Origin of the sequence: Microbacterium sp. (assembly GCF_052099035.1) — a bacterium.
Classification (GTDB): Bacteria; Actinomycetota; Actinomycetes; order Actinomycetales; family Microbacteriaceae; genus Microbacterium.
In genome coordinates this window covers 1-20,810 of sequence record NZ_JBQDSX010000018.1, presented here as the reverse complement: position 1 = coordinate 20,810, position 20,810 = coordinate 1, and the positions used below count along the sequence as shown (strand labels likewise).

23 protein-coding genes are annotated in these 20,810 nt (G+C 66.2%); 9 read left to right on the top strand and 14 right to left on the bottom strand.

Features of this window, described 5'->3' with window-relative positions; translation table 11 throughout:
• Window positions 1–12 precede the first annotated feature (12 nt).
• The 4 genes from ACTIAO_RS07860 to ACTIAO_RS07845 form a co-directional block, all read right to left on the bottom strand.
• Window positions 13–834, bottom strand: a complete 822-nt coding sequence (locus ACTIAO_RS07860; protein WP_441905731.1) for an SDR family oxidoreductase — start codon at window positions 832–834, stop codon at window positions 13–15.
• Entirely contained in the window at window positions 831–2,246 is a 1,416-nt protein-coding gene (locus tag ACTIAO_RS07855) for a flavin-containing monooxygenase (protein ID WP_441905730.1), read from the bottom strand. Before ACTIAO_RS07855 ends, ACTIAO_RS07860 begins: the two co-directional genes overlap by 4 nt.
• A 66-nt stretch (window positions 2,247–2,312) precedes the next feature.
• The gene (locus ACTIAO_RS07850; RefSeq protein WP_441905729.1) at window positions 2,313–3,296 is read right to left on the bottom strand and encodes an aldo/keto reductase; all 984 of its coding nucleotides are present in this window, start codon (window positions 3,294–3,296) and stop codon (window positions 2,313–2,315) included.
• A gap of 62 nt (window positions 3,297–3,358) precedes the next feature.
• The gene (locus ACTIAO_RS07845; RefSeq protein ID WP_441905728.1) at window positions 3,359–3,733 is read right to left on the bottom strand and encodes a DUF5655 domain-containing protein; all 375 of its coding nucleotides are present in this window, start codon (window positions 3,731–3,733) and stop codon (window positions 3,359–3,361) included.
• A 47-nt stretch (window positions 3,734–3,780) separates the two neighbouring features.
• Here ACTIAO_RS07845 and ACTIAO_RS07840 point away from each other — a divergent pair, with 47 nt between their 5' ends.
• On the top strand, window positions 3,781–4,383 hold the full coding sequence (locus tag ACTIAO_RS07840) for a class I SAM-dependent methyltransferase (RefSeq protein WP_441905726.1): 603 nt from the start codon (window positions 3,781–3,783) through the stop codon (window positions 4,381–4,383).
• Window positions 4,384–4,390: 7 nt separating this feature from the next.
• Here ACTIAO_RS07840 and ACTIAO_RS07835 read toward each other — a convergent pair whose 3' ends face one another.
• The 3 genes from ACTIAO_RS07835 to dnaB all read right to left on the bottom strand — a co-directional run bounded on the left by ACTIAO_RS07835 (window position 4,391) and on the right by dnaB (window position 6,883).
• Window positions 4,391–4,909 carry a 2'-5' RNA ligase family protein gene (locus tag ACTIAO_RS07835; protein ID WP_441905725.1) on the bottom strand — a complete coding sequence of 173 codons (519 nt, stop codon included), beginning with the start codon at window positions 4,907–4,909 and terminating at the stop codon, window positions 4,391–4,393.
• Between the two features lie 18 nt (window positions 4,910–4,927).
• Window positions 4,928–5,323 carry a hypothetical protein gene (locus tag ACTIAO_RS07830; RefSeq protein ID WP_441905724.1) on the bottom strand — a complete coding sequence of 132 codons (396 nt, stop codon included), beginning with the start codon at window positions 5,321–5,323 and terminating at the stop codon, window positions 4,928–4,930.
• Window positions 5,324–5,509: 186 nt separating this feature from the next.
• Window positions 5,510–6,883: a replicative DNA helicase gene (gene dnaB, locus ACTIAO_RS07825; RefSeq protein ID WP_441905723.1), complete on the bottom strand. Its 1,374-nt coding sequence runs from the start codon at window positions 6,881–6,883 to the stop codon at window positions 5,510–5,512.
• Window positions 6,884–7,359: 476 nt separating this feature from the next.
• Between dnaB and ACTIAO_RS07820 the strand changes: the two genes are divergently transcribed.
• Together ACTIAO_RS07820 and ACTIAO_RS07815 are read left to right on the top strand one after the other, a co-directional pair.
• Window positions 7,360–8,430 (top strand): hypothetical protein, encoded by a 1,071-nt coding sequence (locus ACTIAO_RS07820; RefSeq protein ID WP_441905722.1) that lies wholly within the window; start codon window positions 7,360–7,362, stop codon window positions 8,428–8,430.
• 93 nt (window positions 8,431–8,523) lie between these two features.
• Window positions 8,524–9,810 (top strand): chaplin family protein, encoded by a 1,287-nt coding sequence (locus ACTIAO_RS07815; protein ID WP_441905721.1) that lies wholly within the window; start codon window positions 8,524–8,526, stop codon window positions 9,808–9,810.
• A gap of 88 nt (window positions 9,811–9,898) precedes the next feature.
• On the opposite strand, the gene rplI is transcribed toward ACTIAO_RS07815, so the two are convergent.
• From rplI to ACTIAO_RS07785, 6 genes are all read right to left on the bottom strand, one after another.
• On the bottom strand, window positions 9,899–10,351 hold the full coding sequence (gene rplI, locus ACTIAO_RS07810) for a 50S ribosomal protein L9 (protein WP_441905720.1): 453 nt from the start codon (window positions 10,349–10,351) through the stop codon (window positions 9,899–9,901).
• A gap of 11 nt (window positions 10,352–10,362) precedes the next feature.
• Window positions 10,363–10,617, bottom strand: a complete 255-nt coding sequence (rpsR, locus tag ACTIAO_RS07805; RefSeq protein WP_071641238.1) for a 30S ribosomal protein S18 — start codon at window positions 10,615–10,617, stop codon at window positions 10,363–10,365.
• A 69-nt stretch (window positions 10,618–10,686) separates the two neighbouring features.
• Window positions 10,687–11,199: a single-stranded DNA-binding protein gene (locus tag ACTIAO_RS07800; RefSeq protein WP_441905719.1), complete on the bottom strand. Its 513-nt coding sequence runs from the start codon at window positions 11,197–11,199 to the stop codon at window positions 10,687–10,689.
• 5 nt (window positions 11,200–11,204) lie between these two features.
• Complete coding sequence (gene rpsF / locus ACTIAO_RS07795; protein WP_441905718.1) at window positions 11,205–11,573, bottom strand: 30S ribosomal protein S6; 369 nt, start codon at window positions 11,571–11,573, stop codon at window positions 11,205–11,207.
• Window positions 11,574–11,724: 151 nt separating this feature from the next.
• Complete coding sequence (locus ACTIAO_RS07790; RefSeq protein WP_441905717.1) at window positions 11,725–12,165, bottom strand: PIN domain-containing protein; 441 nt, start codon at window positions 12,163–12,165, stop codon at window positions 11,725–11,727.
• Window positions 12,162–12,368: a type II toxin-antitoxin system VapB family antitoxin gene (locus tag ACTIAO_RS07785; RefSeq protein WP_441905716.1), complete on the bottom strand. Its 207-nt coding sequence runs from the start codon at window positions 12,366–12,368 to the stop codon at window positions 12,162–12,164. Before ACTIAO_RS07785 ends, ACTIAO_RS07790 begins: the two co-directional genes overlap by 4 nt.
• A gap of 68 nt (window positions 12,369–12,436) precedes the next feature.
• On the opposite strand from ACTIAO_RS07785, the gene ACTIAO_RS07780 reads away from it, so the two are divergent.
• From ACTIAO_RS07780 to ACTIAO_RS07760, 5 genes are all read left to right on the top strand, one after another.
• Window positions 12,437–13,384: a hypothetical protein gene (locus tag ACTIAO_RS07780; protein ID WP_441905715.1), complete on the top strand. Its 948-nt coding sequence runs from the start codon at window positions 12,437–12,439 to the stop codon at window positions 13,382–13,384.
• Between the two features lie 231 nt (window positions 13,385–13,615).
• Window positions 13,616–14,743, top strand: a complete 1,128-nt coding sequence (locus tag ACTIAO_RS07775; RefSeq protein WP_441905714.1) for a hypothetical protein — start codon at window positions 13,616–13,618, stop codon at window positions 14,741–14,743.
• On the top strand, window positions 14,744–15,739 hold the full coding sequence (locus tag ACTIAO_RS07770) for a hydroxyacid dehydrogenase (protein ID WP_441905713.1): 996 nt from the start codon (window positions 14,744–14,746) through the stop codon (window positions 15,737–15,739).
• Window positions 15,740–15,868: 129 nt separating this feature from the next.
• Window positions 15,869–16,252 carry a FitA-like ribbon-helix-helix domain-containing protein gene (locus ACTIAO_RS07765; protein WP_441905712.1) on the top strand — a complete coding sequence of 128 codons (384 nt, stop codon included), beginning with the start codon at window positions 15,869–15,871 and terminating at the stop codon, window positions 16,250–16,252.
• Window positions 16,249–16,644, top strand: a complete 396-nt coding sequence (locus ACTIAO_RS07760; RefSeq protein ID WP_441905711.1) for a type II toxin-antitoxin system VapC family toxin — start codon at window positions 16,249–16,251, stop codon at window positions 16,642–16,644. The genes ACTIAO_RS07765 and ACTIAO_RS07760 overlap by 4 nt, the downstream gene beginning before the upstream one ends.
• Here ACTIAO_RS07760 and ACTIAO_RS07755 read toward each other — a convergent pair.
• The gene (locus ACTIAO_RS07755) at window positions 16,641–18,086 is read right to left on the bottom strand and encodes a CCA tRNA nucleotidyltransferase (RefSeq protein WP_441905710.1); all 1,446 of its coding nucleotides are present in this window, start codon (window positions 18,084–18,086) and stop codon (window positions 16,641–16,643) included. The genes ACTIAO_RS07760 and ACTIAO_RS07755 overlap by 4 nt on opposite strands.
• 333 nt (window positions 18,087–18,419) lie before the next feature.
• Between ACTIAO_RS07755 and ACTIAO_RS07750 the strand changes: the two genes are divergently transcribed.
• On the top strand, window positions 18,420–20,810 hold a 2,391-nt coding region (locus ACTIAO_RS07750; RefSeq protein WP_441905709.1), incomplete at its 3' end, for a fibronectin type III domain-containing protein.

The following is a 20,810-nucleotide window of genomic DNA, read 5'->3' as shown; positions in this document are numbered from 1 at the left end:
GCCAATCCCGCGTCACTCCTGCGTGAACTGTCCTTCATACCCCGAGCGGGCGCCGCGGTCGACGGATGCCACCTGATCCGGAACCATCCTGGCGAGGACCACGTCGCGCAGGCGCTGCGGCAGCAGGCTCACGAAGCGATACGCGATGCCGACGTACCCCGGCACCGTGACCTCGAAGCGCGGTCGGGCAATCGTGCGCGCCACCGCCTGAGCGACGTCGCCCGGCTGCAGCATCGCCGCCGATCCCATACTGGTTCCCGCGGCGAGCGCGGTGTCGACGACGGTGGGCATGATGACGGACAGGTGGATGCCGGAGCCGCGCAGTTCGGTGCGGACGGCTTTGAGGTATCCGAGCACGCCGTGCTTGCTGGCGGCGTAGGTCGCCTCGCCCGGCGTCGGAAGAATGGATGCTGCGGACGCGATCGTAAGGATGTGCCCGGCGCCACGTGCCTGCATGCGCGGCGCGAGGAGTTTCACGGAGTGGATCACGCCGAGCAGATTGACATCGAGCTGCCGACGGGCGGCTGATTCGGGCTCGTCCGCGAAACCTCCCACCCACATCACGCCCGCACTGTTGACGAGGATATCGATCGGCCCGCACTCCGATTCGACGGATGCCAGGAACGCGGCGAACGAGTCGTAATCGGTGACATCGAGGTCGAACCCGACAGCGCTCGCACCGATCTCCTGCGCGGTGCGTCGCGCGGCTTCGCCGTCGTAATCGCCGATGGCGACGCGAGCTCCGGCCGCCGCGAGAAGTGCAGCGGTCTCCCGCCCGATGCCGTTCGCGCCGCCGGTGCTGGCAACGACTCGGTACTGCAGCATCCCGGTCATGAGGTCACCGTGTTCTGGCGCAGCATCCGCTCTTCTTGTTCTGCACCCGCCGCGCGCCTGGCTCCCGCTTTTCGCTCGCGCACGAGGTCCCACAGGTAGTGGTCGAAATCGACCTCCATGGTGTGGCGCGGGGACGCGTAAAAGCGGCGCTTGTTGCGCTCGTGGTCGCGCATCATCTGGGTGCGCACCTCACGGTCGCTCGGCGGGGCGTACTGGCCGGTGAGCATCTCGGTCACCCATGCTGCCTGCGCCTCGGCGAGCGGCATGACGGCACCGACGGGCTGGAGCAGGCCGATGAAGTAGAGGCCGGGCAGGTCGGGGTGGACTGTCCGTTTCCACAACGGCAGCTCGTTGCCCTCGGGGTCGACGAGCGAGCGATCGAGGAAGGGGAACGACACCTGGTATCCGGTCGCCCAGACGATCAGATCGGCGCGCGCGCTGCTGCCGTCGGTGAACTCGACGCGGTCACCATCGAAGCAGCGGATGCCGGGGCGCACAGCGACTTTGCCGGCGGCAATCTGCGCGTGGATCTGTTCGGATTGCACGGGGTGGGACTGGCCGGGGGCGTGCGGCGGCTTCGGCAGGCCGTACTTCTTGAGTCCGCCGGAGGCGAGGGCGCCGATGCGCAGGCGTGCGGCGGTCATCCACCACGGCATCCATCCCGGCAGGGCGATCTGGTCGCTGGCTGCGCCAAAAAGGAACTTGCGCATCACCCACTGGCCGCGCCGGATCGACAGGGTCACGCTCTTCGCCCGGAGAGCGCCCTCGACGGCGATGTCCATGGCGGAGTTGCCGGCGCCGACGACGATGACGTCGCGGCTTTCGAGCTGATCCCCCGAGCGGTAGTCGTGCGCATGGATCTGCTCGCCGGAGAAGGTTCCCGGGTAGGCGGGTTCTGGCCAGCGCGGGTGCCAGTGATGCCCGTTCGCGACGAGGACGGCGTCGTACTCGCGGGTCTCTTCGCCGTGCGGACCAGCAGTGCGCACCCGCCATCTGCCGTCGTCGGTGCGGGAGACATCGGTGACGGTGGTGTGGAACGTGATCGTGGCGCGGAAGTCGAAGTGCGCCGCGTAGTCCTCGAAGTAGGCATGCACCTGGTCGTGCCGGGCGTAGGGCGGGTAGTTCTCGGGCATGGGGAAGCCGGAGAACGCCATCCGCGGGCAGGATGTGTTGATCTCGAGCGTCTCGCAGCAGGCGGACTGTCCGTTCGGGTTGTCGAAGAGCCAGTTTCCGCCGATCTCGCTGCCCTTCTCGAAGCAGTCGAAGGGGACCCCGGCGAGGTACAGCGCTTTCGCCGCGGCAAGTCCCGAGGAGCCGGCGCCGATGACACACACGCTGGGCAGGGATTCGTCTCGAGGAATGGATGTCGCGACCGCTGCGCTGCGGTGCGCGGGCTTCACGAAGTAAGCCATTTCGTGAGTATGCCATCGAAATGGGCGTCGGTTCTGAATGGCGTGGGTTCTGAACGGCCTCGGTCGTCAGCGCCCGACGAGTCCGAGGTGATGCTCGTTGTACCGGGCTCCGGCGACGCCGACGCGATCGGCGAGTGCGGTGAGGTCGGCGTGCTCGTCGGCGGAGAGCGCGACGGCGGTGGCCGCCGCATTCTCTGCGATGCGGGACGTGCGGCGCGTGCCGGGGATCGGGACGATCGATGGATGCTGCGCGAGCAGCCAGGCGAGCGCGATCTGCCCCGGTGTCGCACTCTTCGCCGCGGCAATCTCCGTGATGTGCACCACGAGAGCCTGATTGGCGGTGCGGTTGTCTTCACTGAATCGCGGGATCGTGGTGCGGATATCACCGGTCGAGAATTCGGTGGTCTGATCGACGGTTCCGGTGAGGAATCCCTTGCCGAGCGGGCTGAAGGGTACGAATCCGATGCCGAGTTCGGCGAGTGTCGGCAGCACCTCGGCTTCGGGGTCGCGGGTCCACAGCGAGTACTCGCTCTGCACCGCCGTGACGGGGAACGCCGCATGCGCGCGACGGATGGTCTCGGCGGATGCCTCGGAGAGCCCGAAGTATTGCACCTTGCCCTCTTTCACGAGCTCGCCGACCGTTCCGGCGACATCCTCGATCGGCACGTCGGGGTCCACACGGTGCTGGTAGAACAGGTCGAGCGTGTCGGTGCGCAGGCGCTGCAGCGAAGCATCCGCCACTTTTCTGATCTGCTCGGGCCGGCTGTTGAGGCCACCTTCGCCACCCTCGATGTCGAACCCGAACTTGGTGGCGATCGTGACCTGATCGCGGATCGGCTGAAGGGCTTCGCCGACGAGCTCTTCGTTGGCGTAGGGACCGTAGACCTCGGCCGTGTCAAAGAACGTCACGCCGTGGTCGACGGCCGAGCGCAGTACCGCGATCATGTCGGCACGGCTGCCGGGGTTGGGGCCGTAGCTCTGCGACATGCCCATGCAACCGAGGCCGATGGCCGACACTTCGAGGCCGTGTCCGAGGGTGCGGGTGTGCATCAGCTCTTCTCCTTCACGCCGCGCGCGGCGGCATCGCTTCCTGACATTATGCGCGGCTGGGCTCAGCGGATGTGCATGCCCGCTCCGACGGCATAGGCCTCTTCCAGCCATCCGGCGAACTCGTCGTCGAGCTCGGCAGCCAAGGCGATCTGGAAGTGATGGACGAACAGACGCTGCGTATACGGCGCAGCCGAGCGGATCCGCGGGTCGGCCAGCTCACGCTGGATGTCGAAGTACCCGCGCAAGCCCGCGGCTACCGGACGCGCTCCGGCGAACCCGCGCCGCGTGCCCTTCAAAGTGATCGTCGATTTGCTGACCGAATAGGTGAAGGGTCCAATCGCCTCGACCATGTGGATGAAATCGTGGAAGAGATCGACGGCGAACTCCGGCTGCCCCTCGAGGTGCCGCTCGATGGTCCATTCCTCGATAGGAGTCATACCGCCAGGCTATTGCGGGGCTCGGACATCGATACTCTCGTCATGTGATGTCCACGACCAGCGCCTACGCGGCAGGTGCCGCGGAGTACACGGACCTCCTGGGATCCATGTCGGCAGTGCACCCGTCGGATCGGCAGATCATCGATACCTGGGCCTCGTCAATCGAGGGGAATGTCATGGACGCCGGCTGCGGACCCGGGCATTGGACGGGTCACCTGAACGATCTCGGGCTCAATGCACGCGGGATCGACCTTGTTCCGTCGTTCATCGATCATGCTCGCGCGGTGTACCCCGGCATCCGATTCGATCTGGGGAGTATCGACCACATCGACGCGAGCGACGGTTCACTTGCCGGGGTCCTTTCGTGGTTCTCGACGATCCATCATGAGCCCGACGCGATCGCCACCCCGCTCTCCGAGTTCGCGCGAGTCCTGCGTCCGGGCGGACAGCTCGCGCTCGGTTTCTTCAGCGGGTCTGCGGTGGAACCCTTCGATCATGCGGTGGTGCGCGCGTATCGGTGGCCGGTCGATCAGCTGAGCGACCTGCTCGACGCTGCCGGTTTCGACGTTGTGGAGACGTACCTTCGTGAGGCACGCGGTGAGCGCCCGGTGGGCACGATGATCTGCGAGCGGCGGAATGAGGTGCGCTGACGGGGAGTTAGTCTCGTCCGGCGAGCGGCAGATCCATCACCTCGTGCCAGGACGCATCCGCACGTTCGGCGAGCAGGGTTACAGCGGTCGCTTTTCCGAGTATTGGGAGGACGCGAAGCATCGTCGCCTCGGCGCTGAGCAATTCGTCGCGGCTGCCGGAGTCGCCGACTGTCGCATGCGGCACCGATCCATCGTGGGCACCTCCGTAAGGCGGATAGGCCGGGAAGGCATCGCTCACGGCATCGATGAGATCGACGAACGGTGCAGGCTTCTCCGGCGCGAGCCAGAGAACGCGATCGCCGAACCATCCCGTTCCTGTGAGCGCGTAATCGAATTCGCGCACGCTCAGGGCCACGCGACGAACGGCATCGAGATCCGATTCGCGGAGCTGGGCGGCAGGAATGAACGGGAAGAGAATCGTGATGTGCGGGGGCACTCCGTTCGTCGCACCTGCTGCGTAGAGCTGACGGAGCGCCACGAGTTCGTCCACCTGTGGGACTTTCACGACCAGCGCTGTCCTCGACATACGTCGATGCTACGAGTGTCAGATCGCCGTGGCGAGCTGACCCATTCCCATCGCGATGCACAGCGACAGCACGGCGAGTACGAGCACGACCGGCGTCATCGTGTATCGCTCGGGTTTGCTGCGTGAGATGCCGTTCATGACGATGCCGATCGCGAAGTACGCGAACACCACCCACATCGCCACCTGGGCGACGGCATCCGGAAGCAGCGAGCTCGCACCTACCCGCTCCCAGGCGATGAACGCGATCAGTGCGTAGATCACGATCGAGAGGATGCTGCCGATGCGCAGGTTCCGTGGCAGCACGCGGTGCTGCCCTCCCCACGCGAAATGACCCCACGGGGCGCCTGCGGCGAGCGCGATCTGGAACAGTGCGAGCAGGGCGAGGATCACCGTCAGGGCGAGAGCGAAGGGCACGGCTACACCGTAGCGGGTGGTCTGGAAGAAATTCACAGCGCGATGCCCGTGATCGTGACCGAGAACCCTGTCGCGACCCGAGAGTTCTACGAGTCTTTCCTCGGTTTCCGGGTGGCGATGGACGAGGACGGCATGATCATGTTCGCGTCACCCGACGGGCCGGGTGATCACGGTCGCCAGTTACACCTAGTTGAAGTCCCCACCCTGCGCCATGTCGGCGAACCGGGAGTAGTGGCCCTGGAACGCCAGGTTGATCGTCGCGGTCGGACCGTTACGGTGCTTGGCGACGATGAGGTCGGCCTCGCCCGGGCGGACGTCTTTGTCGTAGACCGAGTCGCGGTGCAGCAGGATCACCATGTCGGCATCCTGCTCGATCGACCCGGACTCACGAAGGTCGCTGATCTGCGGCTTCTTGTCCGTGCGCTGCTCAGAACCACGGTTCAGCTGCGACAGGGCAATGACCGGCACCTGCAGCTCCTTCGCGAGCAGCTTCAGTGCACGCGAGAACTCCGAGACCTCTTGCTGACGCGACTCGACGCGCTTGCCGCTCGTCATCAGCTGCAGGTAGTCGATGACGACCAGGCGCAGACCCTCGCGCTGCTTGAGGCGACGGCACTTCGCGCGGATCTCGACCAGCGTCATGTTGGGGCTGTCATCGATGAAGAGGGGCGCATCGTTGATGCGTCCGCGGGTCGCAGCGACCGTAGTCCAGTCGCGCGGGTCGAGTGAACCCTTGCGCATGTGCTGCAGCGGAATCGCGCCCTCTGCGCTGAGCAGACGCATGGCGATCTCGCTCTTGCCCATTTCGAGGGAGAAGAACACCGCGGGCTGGTTGTGGCCGATCGCAGCGGCTCGAGCGAAATCGAGCGCGAGCGTCGACTTACCGACAGCAGGCCTCGCTGCTACGACGATCATCTGACCGCCGTGCAAGCCGTTCGTCAGCTCATCGAGCTCTTTGAACCCGGTCGGCACACCCGTCATCGATCCGTCACGACCACTGGCCGCCTCGATCTCTTCCATCGCAGCATCCACCGCGACCGTCAGCGGAACGTAGTCTTCCGCGGTCTGCGTGCCGGAGACTGCGTAGATCTCGGCCTGCGCGTTGTTGACGAGGTCGGTTGCGTCGCCCTGACCCTCGTAGCCGAGCTGCACGATGCGTGTGCCCGCGTCGACGAGACGGCGCAGAATCGAGCGTTCGGCGACGATGCCACCGTAGTAGCCGGCGTTCGCGGCGGTCGGCACGATCGAGGTGAGCGTGTGCAGGTAGTCCGCGCCACCGGCACGTCCCAGCTCACCGGTCTTGATCAGCTCGTCGGTGACGGCGACGACATCGGTCGGCTCACCATGCGAGTACAGCGAGAGGATCGCCTCGAAGATGAGCTCGTGCTTGGGAATGTAGAAATCGGCGCCCTTGAGCGTCTCGATCACATCGGCGACAGCGTCTTTCGACAGGAGCATTCCGCCCAGAGCACTCTGTTCGGCGAGGAGGTCATGGGGCGGCACGCGCTCTGGCTTGCGCTGGCCTCCGAGACGTTCCTCCGAGATGTCGGCAATCGACACTGTGCTCCCTTCGGTGCGGCTGGCAGGCGGACAGCTCAGGTTCCAGCGGCCCCCAAGCCGGGCGACAGCGGAGTGTTTTCGCGGTCACACCGAGCGAACCACACACCACCGACATCTCGTCGCCTTCCCACGGTAAGAGCAGGGTTATCCCCATGCAAGACGGCCTGTGGATAACTATGTGGAGAGATTGCGGAGAACGCCGGAGTGTCTGTGTACAACACATGTGGATAACCTTGTGCTGAGCGTTGTTTTCAAACTTTATTTATCCCTATGATCAGGGGTTTATTGCCTCTCAAGCTTGTGGATGAGATTCTGTTTAAATCACTGATTGAAGGTTGTGAGCCGCGTGGACGGATGTGTACAACCTGGGGAGAAGTCAAGCTTGATTTTTCTCGGGCGCGTCCGCTGCGCACCCCGAGGAGAAGCGACCGGTCAGCGCGCAAAATCGGCCTGGACAAGCACGGCGGTGCGCGCGTATGGTCGGGGCCAAGGCGTTGCGCGCCGAGGTCATTCGCTTCGAGGGGGAGGTGAACGTGTCTGCCGCCGCATCCCGTCGGATGCCCACAGGGTTTCTGTGGGGAGCCATCAGTGTGCTCGCGTGGGCAGCCTTCATCATTCTCACCACAGGCTCTTCCGCGCACGCGGACGAGACACCGGATGACCCGCTCGACAGCCTCGCCGGCCTGGTGAGCTCCACTCTCGACTCCGGTACCGATCTCGTCAGCGACGTCGTCACCGAGACGGTCACTCCTGTCGTCGAGGCCGTCACTCCGGTCGTGACCGAAACCGTCTCGACCGTGACCGAACCGGTGGCGCAGACGATCGAGTCGGTCGAGTCGGTCCCCGTCGTCGGCGACATTGCCAGCGACGTTGCGCAGCCGGTCACCGACACCGCCGCCGATCTCGTGCCTGCCGTTGCGACACCGGTCGCGGAAACGCTTCAGAACTCTCCGGTCGCATCGCTCACGGATCCCGCGCTCGAGATCGTTTCCGACGTTCCGCTCGTCGGTCAGCTCCTTCGCGACCTGGGCGTCACGGATGCCGTCAGCGACGTCGTTGACACAGTGGATGCCACGACCGGGCTCATCGGAAACACGATCGACGCAGTCGTCCCGCCCGTACTCGAAGTGATCGATTCCGGCTCTCCGGCAGTGCCAGACGATATGACGTCCCCGGCGAATCCGCCCGCGTCAGCGCAGCTGCTCGACACCGTTGCGGTGAATGCACCCGCGGCCGGTGCGCACGCACGTATTTCCACGGTCGGCAGCCACCAGTCCGGAGACTCGCGCCCTGCGGATATCTCGGTGGATGCCGCGGCGCACCCCGCCGGAGCACCGGACGATCCGGGGCACCACCCTGCCCATGCTCCCCCGGGTGCGCCCGGTCCTTCGTCTTCCGCCAGCCATGGCGGAAGCCCTACCGCCGACGCTGCACGCTTCGGCGACGAATCCGCGGACTCGCTCCGTGCCGTGAAGCGAGCTCTCGCGGTGGCTGACGACGATCTACCGTCGTCAGCGGTCGCCGACACGGACACCTCTCCCGACTGATCGGGGTTCGGTCATCCCCCGAGGATGACGCACGTTTCGCGCGCTCTCTGCGCGCGATCATCCGAACCCATCTCAGTCTGGAGTTGAACAATCATGCGAACTTTCGTCAAGCGCGCCCTCTGGGGCGTCGCACTGGCCGGCGGGATCACCCTGCTCGGCGCCACCGCCGCGAACGCGGCAGAAACCGATGGAGACGACGGCATCCTCTCGGGAACTCAGGCGGTCATCCCCGTCGAGATTCCCGTGGATGTCACCGGCAATGCGATTGCGTTGCTCGGCATCTCGAGTGCGGATGCTGCGCCACCGGCGCCCGCGGAAACACCTCCGCCCGCGGCCGCAGAAGAACCAGCACCGGCGCCCGTGGAGGAACCGGCGCCCGAACCCGCACCCGCGCCCGAACCGGCACCTGCTGCCGAGACGAGCGGTGCGGACGGTACGGCATCCGGAACCCAGGCGGTTGTGACCGCGGAGGTCCCGGTGACCGTCGATGGCAATGCGGTCAGCGTGCTCGGCTCGTCCGACGTGGCGGACACCGCACCCGCACCGGCGCCGGCACCGGCCGCGACTGACGCACAGTCAGTGGCACCGGTGACCACATCGGGCATCGATTCGTTGCTCGGAGGCACGCAGGCGCTGCTCGATGTGAACGTGCCGATCACCGTGACCGACAACGCCATCTCGGCGCTGGGCACCAGCGCCGTGGCAGGATCCGAGGAGTCGGCGGCACCCGCCTCCTCAACACCCGCCCAGCCGTCCAATGCAACGCCGGGTACTGCAACGCAGGATGCTGTCACGGACGGCTCGGACGGCATCGCCAGCGGCACCCAAGTGGTGGCGCCGGCTGATGTTCCGGTGTCGGTTGTCGGCAACGCGGTCAGTGTCCTCGGAACGAGCGAGGTCGCCGGCTCAGGGGCGGGAGCTCCGGCATCCGATCCTGCGACGGGTGGTGACGTCGTCACGTCCGGCCTCGACTCGGTGTTGGGCGGCTCGCAGATCGCGGCGCCGGTCAGCATCCCGCTGACGATCGGCGGTAACGCGATCTCGGTCATCGGCACCAGCACGGTCACCGATCCAGGAACGGACCCCGGGACAGATCCAGGAACCGATCCGGGAACTGACCCCGGCACCGACCCGGGAACTGACCCGGGAACGGGTCCGGGCACTGATCCAGGCACTGATCCTGGGACCGACCCCGGCACGACGCCGAGCACCGGCGCGAACACCGTCGTGGGTGTTCAGGGATCGGCGGTCGCCGCGGGGAGCGCACCGAGCGCGATGCTCGCAACGACCGGAGGCGGCGACCTGCTGGCACCGGCCCTGCTGGCCATCCTGCTGATGTTGCTCGGTGCGGGTCTGGTGGTGCGTCGCCGCACAGCCTGACGCACCAGCATCCGAACAGCACGGCATCCGAAAAGCGGAGAGCCTCCGATCCCGAAGGATCGGAGGCTCTCCGGAAGGTTGTTGCGGCTTACTTGGCCGCGACGACCTGAAGGGTGATGACGGCGACGACGTCGTCGTGCAGACGCACGGTCGCCTCGTGGTCACCGGTCGACTTGATCGGCGAGGTGATGGTCACCTTGCGCTTGTCAACGGAGCCGAGGCCGGCCGCTGCGACAGCGTCGGCGACGTGATCGGTCTTGACCGAGCCGAACAGGCGTCCGCCGTTGCCGGCCTTCACCGTCAGGCGGACCTTCTGGCCCTCGATCGCGTCCTTGAGTGCCACGGCCTCTTCGCGGTCGTGGATTGCGCGTGCCTTGCGGGCGGCCTGAATCGACTCGACCTGCTTGGCACCACCGCGGGTCCACGCCGTAGCGAGGCCCTGGGGGACGAGGTAGTTACGGGCGTACCCGTTCTTGACCTCGATGACGTCACCGGCGCTTCCGAGCCCGGCAACTTCGTTCGTGAGAATCAGCTTTGCCATGTCAGCACCCCTTAGCGGCCAGCGCCGGCGTAGGGCAGGAGCGCCATTTCGCGTGCGTTCTTGATCGCCTTGGCGATCAGACGCTGCTCCTGCACCGAGACTCCGGTGATACGACGGGCGCGGATCTTTCCACGCTCCGAGATGAACTTGCGAAGGGTCGCGACGTCCTTGTAGTCAATGACGCCAACCCGGATCGACTTCGCGGGAGCGGTGGGCTTGCCACCCTTCCGCGGCTTGCGGCGGTCGCCGCTCGACTTTCCAGCCATGGTTATTCCTTATCAATAAGAGTTTGCATTGTCAGGCTCGGACCGTCGGTCGCTGAGCCTGTCGAAGCGTTAGAACGGAGTGTCGTCGCCGAAGCTGCCCGGAGTGCTCCAGGCATCGGCGCTGGTCGAAGAACCGGGCGTGGACCACGGCTCCTCGGACGACGACGACTGCTGCTGCTGAGCCGGACGCGACTGTCCGCCGCCACCGCCACCGCCGGAAGCGGCGCGGGTGACCTGAGCGGTCGCGTAGCGAAGCGAAGGGCCGATTTCGTCGATCTCGAGCTCGATGGACGTGCGCTGGTTTCCCTCGCGGTCCTGGTACGAGCGCTGACGGAGGCGACCCTGCGCGACAACACGCATGCCCTTTGTCAGTGATCCCGCCACGTGCTCAGCGAACTCGCGCCACACGGACGCACGGAGGAACAGCGCGTCGCCGTCCTTCCACTCGTTCGCCTGACGGTCGAAGGTTCGCGGCGTCGATGCGATGGTGAAGTTCGCCACCGGCAGCCCGTTCTGCGTGTACCGCAGTTCGGGGTCGGCCGTGAGGTTTCCCACCACGGTGATGACGGTTTCGCCGGCCATGAGACTCAGGCCTTCGCAGCCTTGGCGGCCTTGCGGGCAGCCTTCTCTTCGGAGCGCTTGGCTTCAAACGCAACCATGGCCTGTGCCTCTTCGGAACGGAGAACCTTGGTGCGCATGATCTGCTCGTTCAGACCCAGCTGACGGTCGAGCTCCTTCGTGGAGTCGCTCGAAGCGGTGAAGTTGACGACGGCGTAGATGCCCTCGTTCTTCTTCTCGATCTCGTATGCAAGACGGCGCTTGCCCCAGATGTCGATCTTGTCCACAGTGCCACCATCGTTGGTGATGACCTTGAGGAACTTGTCGAGCGCAGGAGCAACCTGGCGCTCGTCGATCTCGGGGGTCAGAATGACCATGAGTTCGTACTGGTGCGTCACTTACCCACCTCCTTCGGACTTGAACGGTTTCCGGGACGTTCCCGGAAACAGGAGGGTGTGTGCACGTGCCCGTCCTTCTCGCCGCAGAGTGCGTTCCGATAGACAGACAACCTGAGCAGTCTACTTCAGATCCGGGCGTGTCGCGAACGCGCTAGGCCACCGAGCCGCGCGGAACGATCCAGCGGTGCGAGAACGCCGGCTCGATCGCGGCAACGTTCTCGAAGTCCGCGTCGTAATGCACGACGCTCACGCGCTGGTTTCCGCTCGAGCTACGGATCGCAGTGGCGGCGATCTGGACGTCGCTCACGCCCACAGATCTTCCCTGGCCGTCGGCGAACAGCCGCCGCTGCAGATCGACGGCGAGACGTGCGACCTCGGCATCCGCCTGGAGGAACACTTTCGCCTTGGCGCTTGCTTCGGTCAGGGCGCGGTGCTCTTCCGCGCTCCGCGCGGAATACCCCTCTTCGAGCAGCTGCGGCAGGCAGCTGGCCAGGTCGCCCGTGCTCAGCAGATCGATCAGCGCTTGAGCCACAGCATCCGATCGATGAACCCGTTGCAGCACGGAGTTGTCGACCAGGAAGAGCTGGTTCATCGTTGCGCGTCGGCGATCACATCTGAGTCGTCGAGCGCGATGACCACCCCGGAGCGAAGCATGTCGATGTAACCGAGCGCCTCACCGCGCCTGACGGTCTGCGCGAGTGCCTCGTTGATTGCGGCTTTCTTCGTCGTCGCCCCCGTGAGGCGCATCGCCTGCTCGAGCAGCTGATCGTCGACGTCGATAAGAGTCTTCGTCATGGCGCCCCCGTATATCTCAACTGTTGAATGAGTATATACCTTGTGCAGGTGCGGGTACCGTGGTCGGCATGGACTGGATCTCGGACGTCTCTGCTGGCGACTGGCTGCGTGACCGCCTCGACGACGACTGGTCGATTCACCACTTCGTTCCTCATGGCTTCGAGGCGTACGCACGTGTCTTCCATCCCGCCGAGGTGCGGTCGCTCCCGGATCGTGCGGTGCCGACGATGGACGCGTGGATGCGCATGCCGGACTCCGAGCAGCAGCGTCTCATGGGGCTGTTCGACGACCGACCGGCAACCTGGGCGGATGCCGCCGCCGCATTCGGCACGACTGTGCATGCGCTGGCGCAATGGCAGCGCATCGTCGCCACACCGCCGGAGGAGGACTGGCGCTCGCGCATCGCCCCGGACGGGCGCGAGTTCACGTGTCCCGACGAGGGTCGGATGCCGGTCGCGCAGTTCGCGGCGGTCGCCGCCCACCTCGCATCGCATACGTCGACACCGGATGCTGGATGCGTCGCCGTATGGGAAGGGTGGGGTGGTCTCGTCGGCGCGTACGGCGGCAACGGTCGCGGCTTCATCGAACTCACCGACGAGCCGCCCCGCGAACCGGCGGTGTGGAGCAGCCTCCGCGCGAACTTCGAGAATCCATTTCGCAAAGCGCAGTGGCATCCCGGCATCCTCTCCGACGAGATCTCGAAGGGCGCCCGGCTCGCGCTGCCCGACCGCGATCATGTGCTGTTCGGCGCAGCTCCCTCGTCGTTCGCGGATCCGAGCTGGATCCTTGACGCGCCCTGGCGCGACCGTGAAGCCGAGGCGCGCGGTTTCGAGCCTGCCGTGCAGCACCCCAGCATCCTCTGGCCCTCGGACCACGCCTGGGTGATGGTGAGCGAGATCGACTTCGACTCGACGATCGTCGCCGGGTCCGCGGAGCTCATCCGGCAGATCTGCGCGGATGCCGCGATCGAGGCGCTGCCGATCGAAGAGGGCGCGTCGATGCATGCGGGCGCCTGACCCGCCGGCGCTGCCCGCCGGCGCCGGCGCCACTCCCGCCACTGGCGGCGAGACACCATTTCCTGCTTGAGACGCCACGAAACGCGTGGTGTCTCGTGCTGAAAGTGATGTCTGGTGCCGAAAGTGATGTCTGGGGGCTGCCCCTTCGACAGGCTCAGGGACCGCGTGCCGCGGCGCACGCCGGGCGCGTGGTCTGCGTATTCAGACGCCTGACTGTGGCAACGTGGAGGAGTGACCACGCCCGCGCCCCCCTCTTTCGACGCCCGACCGCTCACGGATCCGGTCGATCCGAAGGCCGTCAGCGCGTTCGTCCGGGAGATGCGCACGCGGCAGAGTTCGAGCAGCTTCTCCGCGGGCAGCGTCGTGGTGATCATCGTCATCGCCATCATGCTCGTGATCGGTGTGCCGGTGGTCACTGCCGGGGTCACGGCGGCCGCGCGGGCCGGCTCTCCCCTGCTCGGTCTGCCCTTCGTGGCAGTCCTCATCGTGCTCGTCGTCATCGGCGTCATCGCATTCGTCAACTATCGCCGCGGCCGCATCGCGCGCTTCCGGCTGAGCCGCTTCGCCGCCGCGAACGGCATGACGTATGAGGATCGGGTTCCAAATCCGCCGCTCCCGGGCATGATCTTCGGCCTGGGCCGCGCTCGGAAGGCAGACCAGCTGGTCCGCGGCCACACCCCTCGCTTCGTGGAGTTCGGCAACTACGAGTACACGACCGGTTCGGGCAAGAACTCGACGACGCACCGCTGGGGTTATGTCGCGGTGAAGCTGGACGTCCCCCTGCCGAACATCGTGTTGGATGCTCTCGGCAACAACGGATTCGGCACCAACCTGCCGGCATCGTTCCAGAAGGACCAGCGTCTGTCGCTCGAAGGGGACTTCGACAAGTACTTCACGCTGTACTGCCCTGAGGGGTACGAGCAGGATGCGCTCTACCTGTTCACCCCCGACATCATGGCGCGCTTCATCGACAGCGCAGCTCAACTCGACGTGGAGATCGTTGACGACTGGCTGTTCCTGTACACCAAGCGTGCGGCATCGACCCTGGACCCCGCGACGTGGGCCTGGCTGTTCGGGGCCGTCGGCGCCCTCATGACCAAGCTCGACCAGTGGGCGAGGTGGCGTGATGACCGGCTCGCGCAACGCGTCCCCGCTACGCCCGCCATGGCGGGTTCCGTTGCGGGCGCGCCGGTCGAGGGATCGCACGCGCTGCCGTTCGCGCCACCGGTCGGGATGCTGACGCCACCGCCCGGGGTGGCGCTGGAGGGGCGACGCCTCAAGCGCGGTGGCCGGTGGGTCACCGTCGTGATCGTCGTGATCGTCGCAGTCATCTGGTTCCTGCCGCGGTTTCTGAGTTAGATGAACACGCTATTCGCGCTGGACCCCGCCCTGGTGCACAAGCTGTTCCGGCCAGCATCCCTTGCGCGACTGGAATCACTGGTCGATATCGATCCTGACGAAGTCATCACGGACTTCCGCGAGGTGCCGGCAGCCGCACTGTCCGACGTCGAGTTCCTCATCACCGGGTGGGGATCACCCACCATCGGCCCCGCCGAGCTGGATCGGATGCCGGCACTGCGAGCGATCCTGCATGCCGCCGGCACGGTGAAAGGGCATGTGGACGCTGACGCCTGGCACCGCGGGATCATCGTGACGACCGCGGCGAGCGCCAACGCCCGGCCGGTCGCCGAGTACACGCTCGCTATGATCCTGCTCGCCGGCAAACGTGCTTTCGAGCTGTCGAGGGAGTTCGCCGTGTCGCGGCATCCACTGCCCATCGCCACCGGCTACCCGGCCATCGGAAATGCGGGGAGAACCGTCGGCATCGTGGGGGCGTCACGAATCGGACGGCGGGTCCTCGACCTGCTGCGTCCCTTCGATTTCGATCTACTCCTCACCGATCCCACGATCAGCGCTGCCGAGGCACGCGACCTCGGGGCGACGCTGGTCGGGCTGGATGAGCTGCTCGAGAGAAGTTCGATCGTGAGCCTGCATGCGCCGATGACCCCGGCGACCGAGCACATGCTCGATGCGGCGGCTCTTGCCCGCATCCCTGACGGAGCATGCCTGATCAACACCGCCCGCGGGCGGCTCATCGACCATGATGCCCTCCGTGCGGAGCTGCGTACTGGCCGCATCTCGGCGATCCTGGACGTCACCGATCCCGAGCCGCTCGACGAGGACGACGTCCTGTACACGCTGCCTAATGTGACGCTCACTCCTCACATCGCCGGCGCTGCAGGAAACGAACTCGCCCTGCTCGGAGACATGGTCACCGAGCAGCTCGCGCAGATCCTCGCCGGCACGTCCCCCGTCGACGCCATCTCGTTCGAGCAGCTGGCGACGATGGCCTGACACCTTTCTGCACGAGACACCATTTGTTGCATGAGACACCCCTCGCCACGCGGTGTCTCGTGCAGTAAATGATGTCTCACCCGCCCGGCGGCTCTCGAGTGCTAGCATTATGCTGGCAGGAGGCATCTCATGGCCGCGATCACGATCCGCAATCTTCCCGACGAAGTCGTCGAGGCGCTGAAGCAGCGCGCGACGAAGAACTCCCGCTCGATGGAGGCCGAAGTGCGAGAGGCGCTGACGCGGCTGGCCGCAGGCGATGATCCGGCGACGAGCGGACTGGAGCGGGTGCTCGCTGACCGGTACCGAACTCGACGCTGGTCCACGACGGGCGACGAGATCGAGGCGCGCCTCGCGGCGAATCCGCCCACCGAAGAGGATCTGCACGTCGCGGCGAACTGGCTGACCGAGCACAATGCCAGACCGTACGACGACGCGGATGCCTGGGAGGACCCGTGGATGCGGGCTGAACGACAGCGTGAAACGCTCCGAAGGCAACAGGGCGAGAGCGCGTGATCCTGCTCGACACCAGCGTCCTGATCGACATCGACAATGTCGCCCTGCCGCGAGAGTCGATCGTGCTCAGCTCCCTCGCTGCCGCTGAACTGCAATTCGGGATCGAGCACGCCGCCACGATAGAGATACGACGTCAGCGAATGATGCGATTCGGGCGGCTCACGAGGCTTCTGGAAGCCCCCTGGCTGCCCTTCGATGAGGCTGCCGCCAGGAGCTATGGGCGTCTCGCCGCGATCGTCGCGAGAACCCGGCCATCCCACGCTCGTGGCAAAGACGTCCTGTTAGCCGGCCACGCACACGCGCTCGGCGCTCGCCTCGCGACACTCAATCCCAAAGACTTCGAGCTCGTCGCCGACGAGGTCGAGATCATCGTTCCTCAACTGCGGACCTAGTCGCTCCGGGCGGCCCACCATTCGCGGAGGCGCTGCTCGGCGGCATCCGGGCCGAGTACGCCCTCGTCCAGCCGCAGGTCGAGCAGGAACTTGTAGGCCTCGCCCACTTCGCGTCCCGGCTTGATGCCGAGGATCTGCTGGATCTGGTTGCCATCGAGCTCGGGACGGATCGAGTCGAGCTCCTCTTGCTCGCGCAGATCGGCGATGCGCGTCTCGATGTCGTCATAGGCGGATGCCAGCCGCGATGCCTTGCGGCGATTGCGCGTGGTGACATCCGCACGCGTGAGGATGTGCAGTCGCTCGAGTAGGTCGCCGGCATCGCGCACGTAGCGGCGCACCGCGGCATCCGTCCACGCCCCCTCGGCGTAGCCGAAGAAGCGCAGGTGCAACTCGATGAGGGTGGCGACGGCATCCGTCGTGTCGCCATCGAAGCGGAGCGCCTTCAGGCGCTTGCGCGCCATCCGCGAGCCGACGATGTCGTGGTGGTGGAACGTGACCGCTCCCCCGGCTTCCAGCTTGCGGGTGCGGGGCTTGCCGATGTCGTGCAGCAGGGCCGCGATGCGCAGCGGCACGTCGGGCGACTCACCCGGATTGCGGGAGTGCTCGAGTTCGATCGCCTGCTGCAGCACGGTGAGCGAGTGCTCGTACACGTCCTTGTGGTGGTGGTGCTCATCGACCTCGAGGCGCAGGGCGCTGACCTCGGGCAGAAACTCTTCGATCAGCCCGGTGTCGACGAGGACGCGGATGCCGCGCACCGGGTCGTCGGTCTGCATGAGACGCACGAGCTCGGACTGCACCCGCTCGGGGCTCACGATCTTGAGCGTCTCGCGCAGCTCGCCGATCGCGGCCGTCGTCTCGGGTGAGATGGAGAATCCGAGCTGGGCGCTGAAGCGGGCGGCACGCAGCATCCGCAGTGGATCGTCGCCGAAACTCACCGTCGGCTCGGCCGGGGTGCGCAGGATGCCGGCGACGAGATCCTCGACGCCGCCCGTCGGATCGACGAGCTTGACGGACGGAACCTGCAGCGCCATCGCGTTCACGCGGAAGTCGCGGCGCACGAGATCGCCCTCGATCGTGTCGCCGAACTCGACTGTGGGCTTTCGGGTGACGCCGTCGTAGCTGTCGGCGCGGTAGGTGGTGATCTCGACCTGCTCGGCGGGCCCATCCGGAGACGGAACCCGCGCGCCGATCGTGCCGAATGCGCGGCCGATGTCCCACTGCGCCGTCGAAATCGGGGTGATGATCTTCAGAATCTCATCGGGCGAGGCGTTCGTCGTGAAGTCGAGGTCATTCGTCTCGCGGCCGAGCAGCGCATCGCGCACCGGTCCCCCGACGACAGCGAGTTCGAAACCGGCATCCTGGAACGCCTGGGCGACCACGGACACGACCGGTCCTTCGGCGAGCGCACGCAGGCGGGCGAGCCCCTCGGCCATATTCAGCATGGGTTCCAGCGTACCGGGGCGAGCCACGGGGGGTCCGTGCGTGCCGAATCCCAGACGACACGTTCGCCACGCGGCGTGTCACGCCCCGACACGCCGTCGCCGCCACAGACCGTCTGGGATTCGGCGCGCACGAGCGGGATTCGGCGCGCACGAGCGGGATTCGGCGCGCACAAGCTGGGATTCGGCGCGCACGAGCGGGCCTCGGATCGTACGAGCGAGCCTCGGATCGCTCGTTCATCCGCACGTCGCTCGCGCGACAGCATCCCGAAACCTGACCCGGATTGTCTGGACGTGCCCATGCGCCCGCGTGGGAAACCCACCATAAGGACACATATGACCTCCCCCTCCCCCGCCGTACGATGGCGACGCGGCGGCCTCGCATCCGCCGCGCTCCTCGCCGTACTCGGCGGCTCGCTCGCTGCCCCCGCAGCGATGGCCGCACCTGCCGAACCCGATGTTCCCGCAGACCCGCTCGTCACCACAGCATCCACCTGGAGCTACCTCGACGACGGCAGCGATCCCTCGCCCGCCCCCGCTGCGATGCGCGAGTGGACCACGGCTGACTTCGACGACTCGGCATGGCAGAGCGCGCCCGGCAGCTTCGGCGCCAAGCGCGGCGAACTCGCCCAGGTCGGGCCGCACTTGCCGACAACGCTGCTGAACCAGTACCTCGACGGCGCGGCCGCACCCACCGTGCCCACCTACTTCTTCCGCACCACCTTCGATCTCGAAGCGGGCGTCGCTGAGCAGGTCGCAGCGCTGCAGAGCACCGTCACCTACGACGACGCGCTCGTCGTCTGGGTCAACGGCACCAAGGTCGCCAGCTACGCCGACGGGCGCATCACCGAGAAGACCAACGTCGAGTACGCCGGCGACAGCAACGGCGACCCGGTCACGAGCACGTTCGCGGCCGGTCCCGAGGTCCTGCAGGACGGGACCAACACCGTCGCCGTCGCGCTCTACCAGGACCGCGAGACCAGCTCCGACATCTACTTCGACATGTCGTCGCTGACTCTGGTCGAAGCATCCGACCCCGGCAACCCCGTCGTCGCCGCGCCGACGCGCGTCGTGCTCACCCCGACCGAGACGCCATCGATGTCGCAGTCGTTCTCCTGGCTCGCCGGCGACATGTCGCACACGTCCGGCCAGGTGCAGATCGAGCCCGCCGCAGGCGGCGACACTCGCACCGTGGATGCATACTCCGCCGGCGTCACGGGTGGCAACCCGAACCAGCACTTCTCCGCCACGGTTGACGCACTCACGCCGGCCACCGAGTACCGGTACCGCGTCGGTCTCGAGGGCAGCTGGAGCGATTGGTTCGATTTCCGCACCGAGGACCCGAGCGCGACCGACTTCCAGTTCGTCTACTACGGCGACGCTCAGATCGGCCTCGACACGACCTGGCCGAGCGTCGTCGCCCAGGCCGAGGCGAACGCGCCGCGCTCGATCGGATCGGTGCACGCCGGAGACCTCATCAACACCGGTGGCAACGACAACGAGTGGCTGAACTGGTTCAAGGGGATGCAGAACTCCGCGGTCAGCACGAACGTCATGGCAGCCCCCGGTAACCACGAGTACTCCGGCGACAAGATGCTCACCGCCTGGAAGGCGAACTTCGAGTACCCGCACAACAACCCCGAGATCGGCTCGATCGGAGAGCTCGCGAACCTTGCGCAGGGCGATTCGGATGCTGCGAAGCAGTACGCCGCCTACTTCGAGCACTGGGGTGAGTTTGCCGCCGAGACCGTCTACTACACCGACTACCAGGACGTGCGCTTCATCACACTGAACGCGACGCGCGACACGACCTTCCTCACCCCGTCTGCGCTGCCGTCGTGCACGGGCGAGGAGTGCCCTTCGACCCAGGTCGCCGAGATGTGGACGAAGTTCCAGGCGGCATGGCTCGACGAGGTCCTGAAGCAGAGCCCGTCGAAGTGGAACGTCGTCACGTTCCACCAGCCGGTGTTCTCGACGTCGGCGGGGCGTGACGAGCCGATCCTGCGGGCCGAGTGGCTGCCGGTGTTCCAGAACAACGACATCGACCTCGTGCTCATGGGCCACGACCACACCTATGCGCGCGGCTACGTGAACACCGACGCCACCGAAACGCCCGGGATCACAACAGGTCCCGTCTACGTCGTCTCGAACTCGGGCGCGAAGCACTACAACCTCGAGACCGATGCGAAAAACGTCTGGACCAACAACGGTGCCACCCAGGTGCTGCGCGGCGCGGGCGTGACGACCTACCAGGTCATCGACGTCTCCGATGGTCAGCTCGTCTACCGCTCGTACCTCGCGGAGAAGACGTCGGATGCTACGACCGAACTTCCCGTCGGCGCGGTGTACGACGAGTTCACCGTCACGAAGAACGACGCGGGAGAGAAGTGGGTCACCGAGACCGGCGTCAACCCGCCGGAACCCGAGGTTCCGGCGGCGATCACGCTCGGTGCATCGTCCGTTGCTGCCGGTGGTGAGGTCACGGTGTCCGGCACCGGCTTCGCTGCGGATGCTGAGTTGAGTCTCGAGCTGCGTTCGACGCCGGTGCAGCTCGGCACCGTGACGGCGGATGCTGACGGTGCGTTCGCCGCGACCGTGACGATCCCGGCAGCCACTCCCGCCGGTGCGCACACGCTCGTCGTCATCTTGCCGGATGGCACTGAGGTGACGACAGAGCTCGCCGTGACGGCCGCAGCTGGTGGCGACACGGATGGTGGCGACACGGAT

Excerpts from the sequence above, each read along its gene's own strand:
- ACTIAO_RS07860 (WP_441905731.1), bottom strand. The coding sequence starts at position 834 with ATGACCGGGATGCTGCAGTACCGAGTCGTTGCCAGCACCGGCGGCGCG.
- ACTIAO_RS07855 (WP_441905730.1), bottom strand. The coding sequence starts at position 2,246 with ATGGCTTACTTCGTGAAGCCCGCGCACCGCAGCGCAGCGGTCGCGACA.
- ACTIAO_RS07850 (WP_441905729.1), bottom strand. The coding sequence starts at position 3,296 with ATGCACACCCGCACCCTCGGACACGGCCTCGAAGTGTCGGCCATCGGC.
- ACTIAO_RS07845 (WP_441905728.1), bottom strand. The coding sequence starts at position 3,733 with ATGACTCCTATCGAGGAATGGACCATCGAGCGGCACCTCGAGGGGCAG.
- ACTIAO_RS07840 (WP_441905726.1), top strand. The coding sequence starts at position 3,781 with ATGTCCACGACCAGCGCCTACGCGGCAGGTGCCGCGGAGTACACGGAC.
- ACTIAO_RS07835 (WP_441905725.1), bottom strand. The coding sequence starts at position 4,909 with ATGTCGAGGACAGCGCTGGTCGTGAAAGTCCCACAGGTGGACGAACTC.
- ACTIAO_RS07820 (WP_441905722.1), top strand. The coding sequence starts at position 7,360 with ATGGTCGGGGCCAAGGCGTTGCGCGCCGAGGTCATTCGCTTCGAGGGG.
- ACTIAO_RS07815 (WP_441905721.1), top strand. The coding sequence starts at position 8,524 with ATGCGAACTTTCGTCAAGCGCGCCCTCTGGGGCGTCGCACTGGCCGGC.
- rplI (WP_441905720.1), bottom strand. The coding sequence starts at position 10,351 with ATGGCAAAGCTGATTCTCACGAACGAAGTTGCCGGGCTCGGAAGCGCC.
- rpsR (WP_071641238.1), bottom strand. The coding sequence starts at position 10,617 with ATGGCTGGAAAGTCGAGCGGCGACCGCCGCAAGCCGCGGAAGGGTGGC.
- ACTIAO_RS07800 (WP_441905719.1), bottom strand. The coding sequence starts at position 11,199 with ATGGCCGGCGAAACCGTCATCACCGTGGTGGGAAACCTCACGGCCGAC.
- ACTIAO_RS07790 (WP_441905717.1), bottom strand. The coding sequence starts at position 12,165 with ATGAACCAGCTCTTCCTGGTCGACAACTCCGTGCTGCAACGGGTTCAT.
- ACTIAO_RS07785 (WP_441905716.1), bottom strand. The coding sequence starts at position 12,368 with ATGACGAAGACTCTTATCGACGTCGACGATCAGCTGCTCGAGCAGGCG.
- ACTIAO_RS07780 (WP_441905715.1), top strand. The coding sequence starts at position 12,437 with ATGGACTGGATCTCGGACGTCTCTGCTGGCGACTGGCTGCGTGACCGC.
- ACTIAO_RS07770 (WP_441905713.1), top strand. The coding sequence starts at position 14,744 with ATGAACACGCTATTCGCGCTGGACCCCGCCCTGGTGCACAAGCTGTTC.
- ACTIAO_RS07765 (WP_441905712.1), top strand. The coding sequence starts at position 15,869 with ATGGCCGCGATCACGATCCGCAATCTTCCCGACGAAGTCGTCGAGGCG.
- ACTIAO_RS07755 (WP_441905710.1), bottom strand. The coding sequence starts at position 18,086 with ATGCTGAATATGGCCGAGGGGCTCGCCCGCCTGCGTGCGCTCGCCGAA.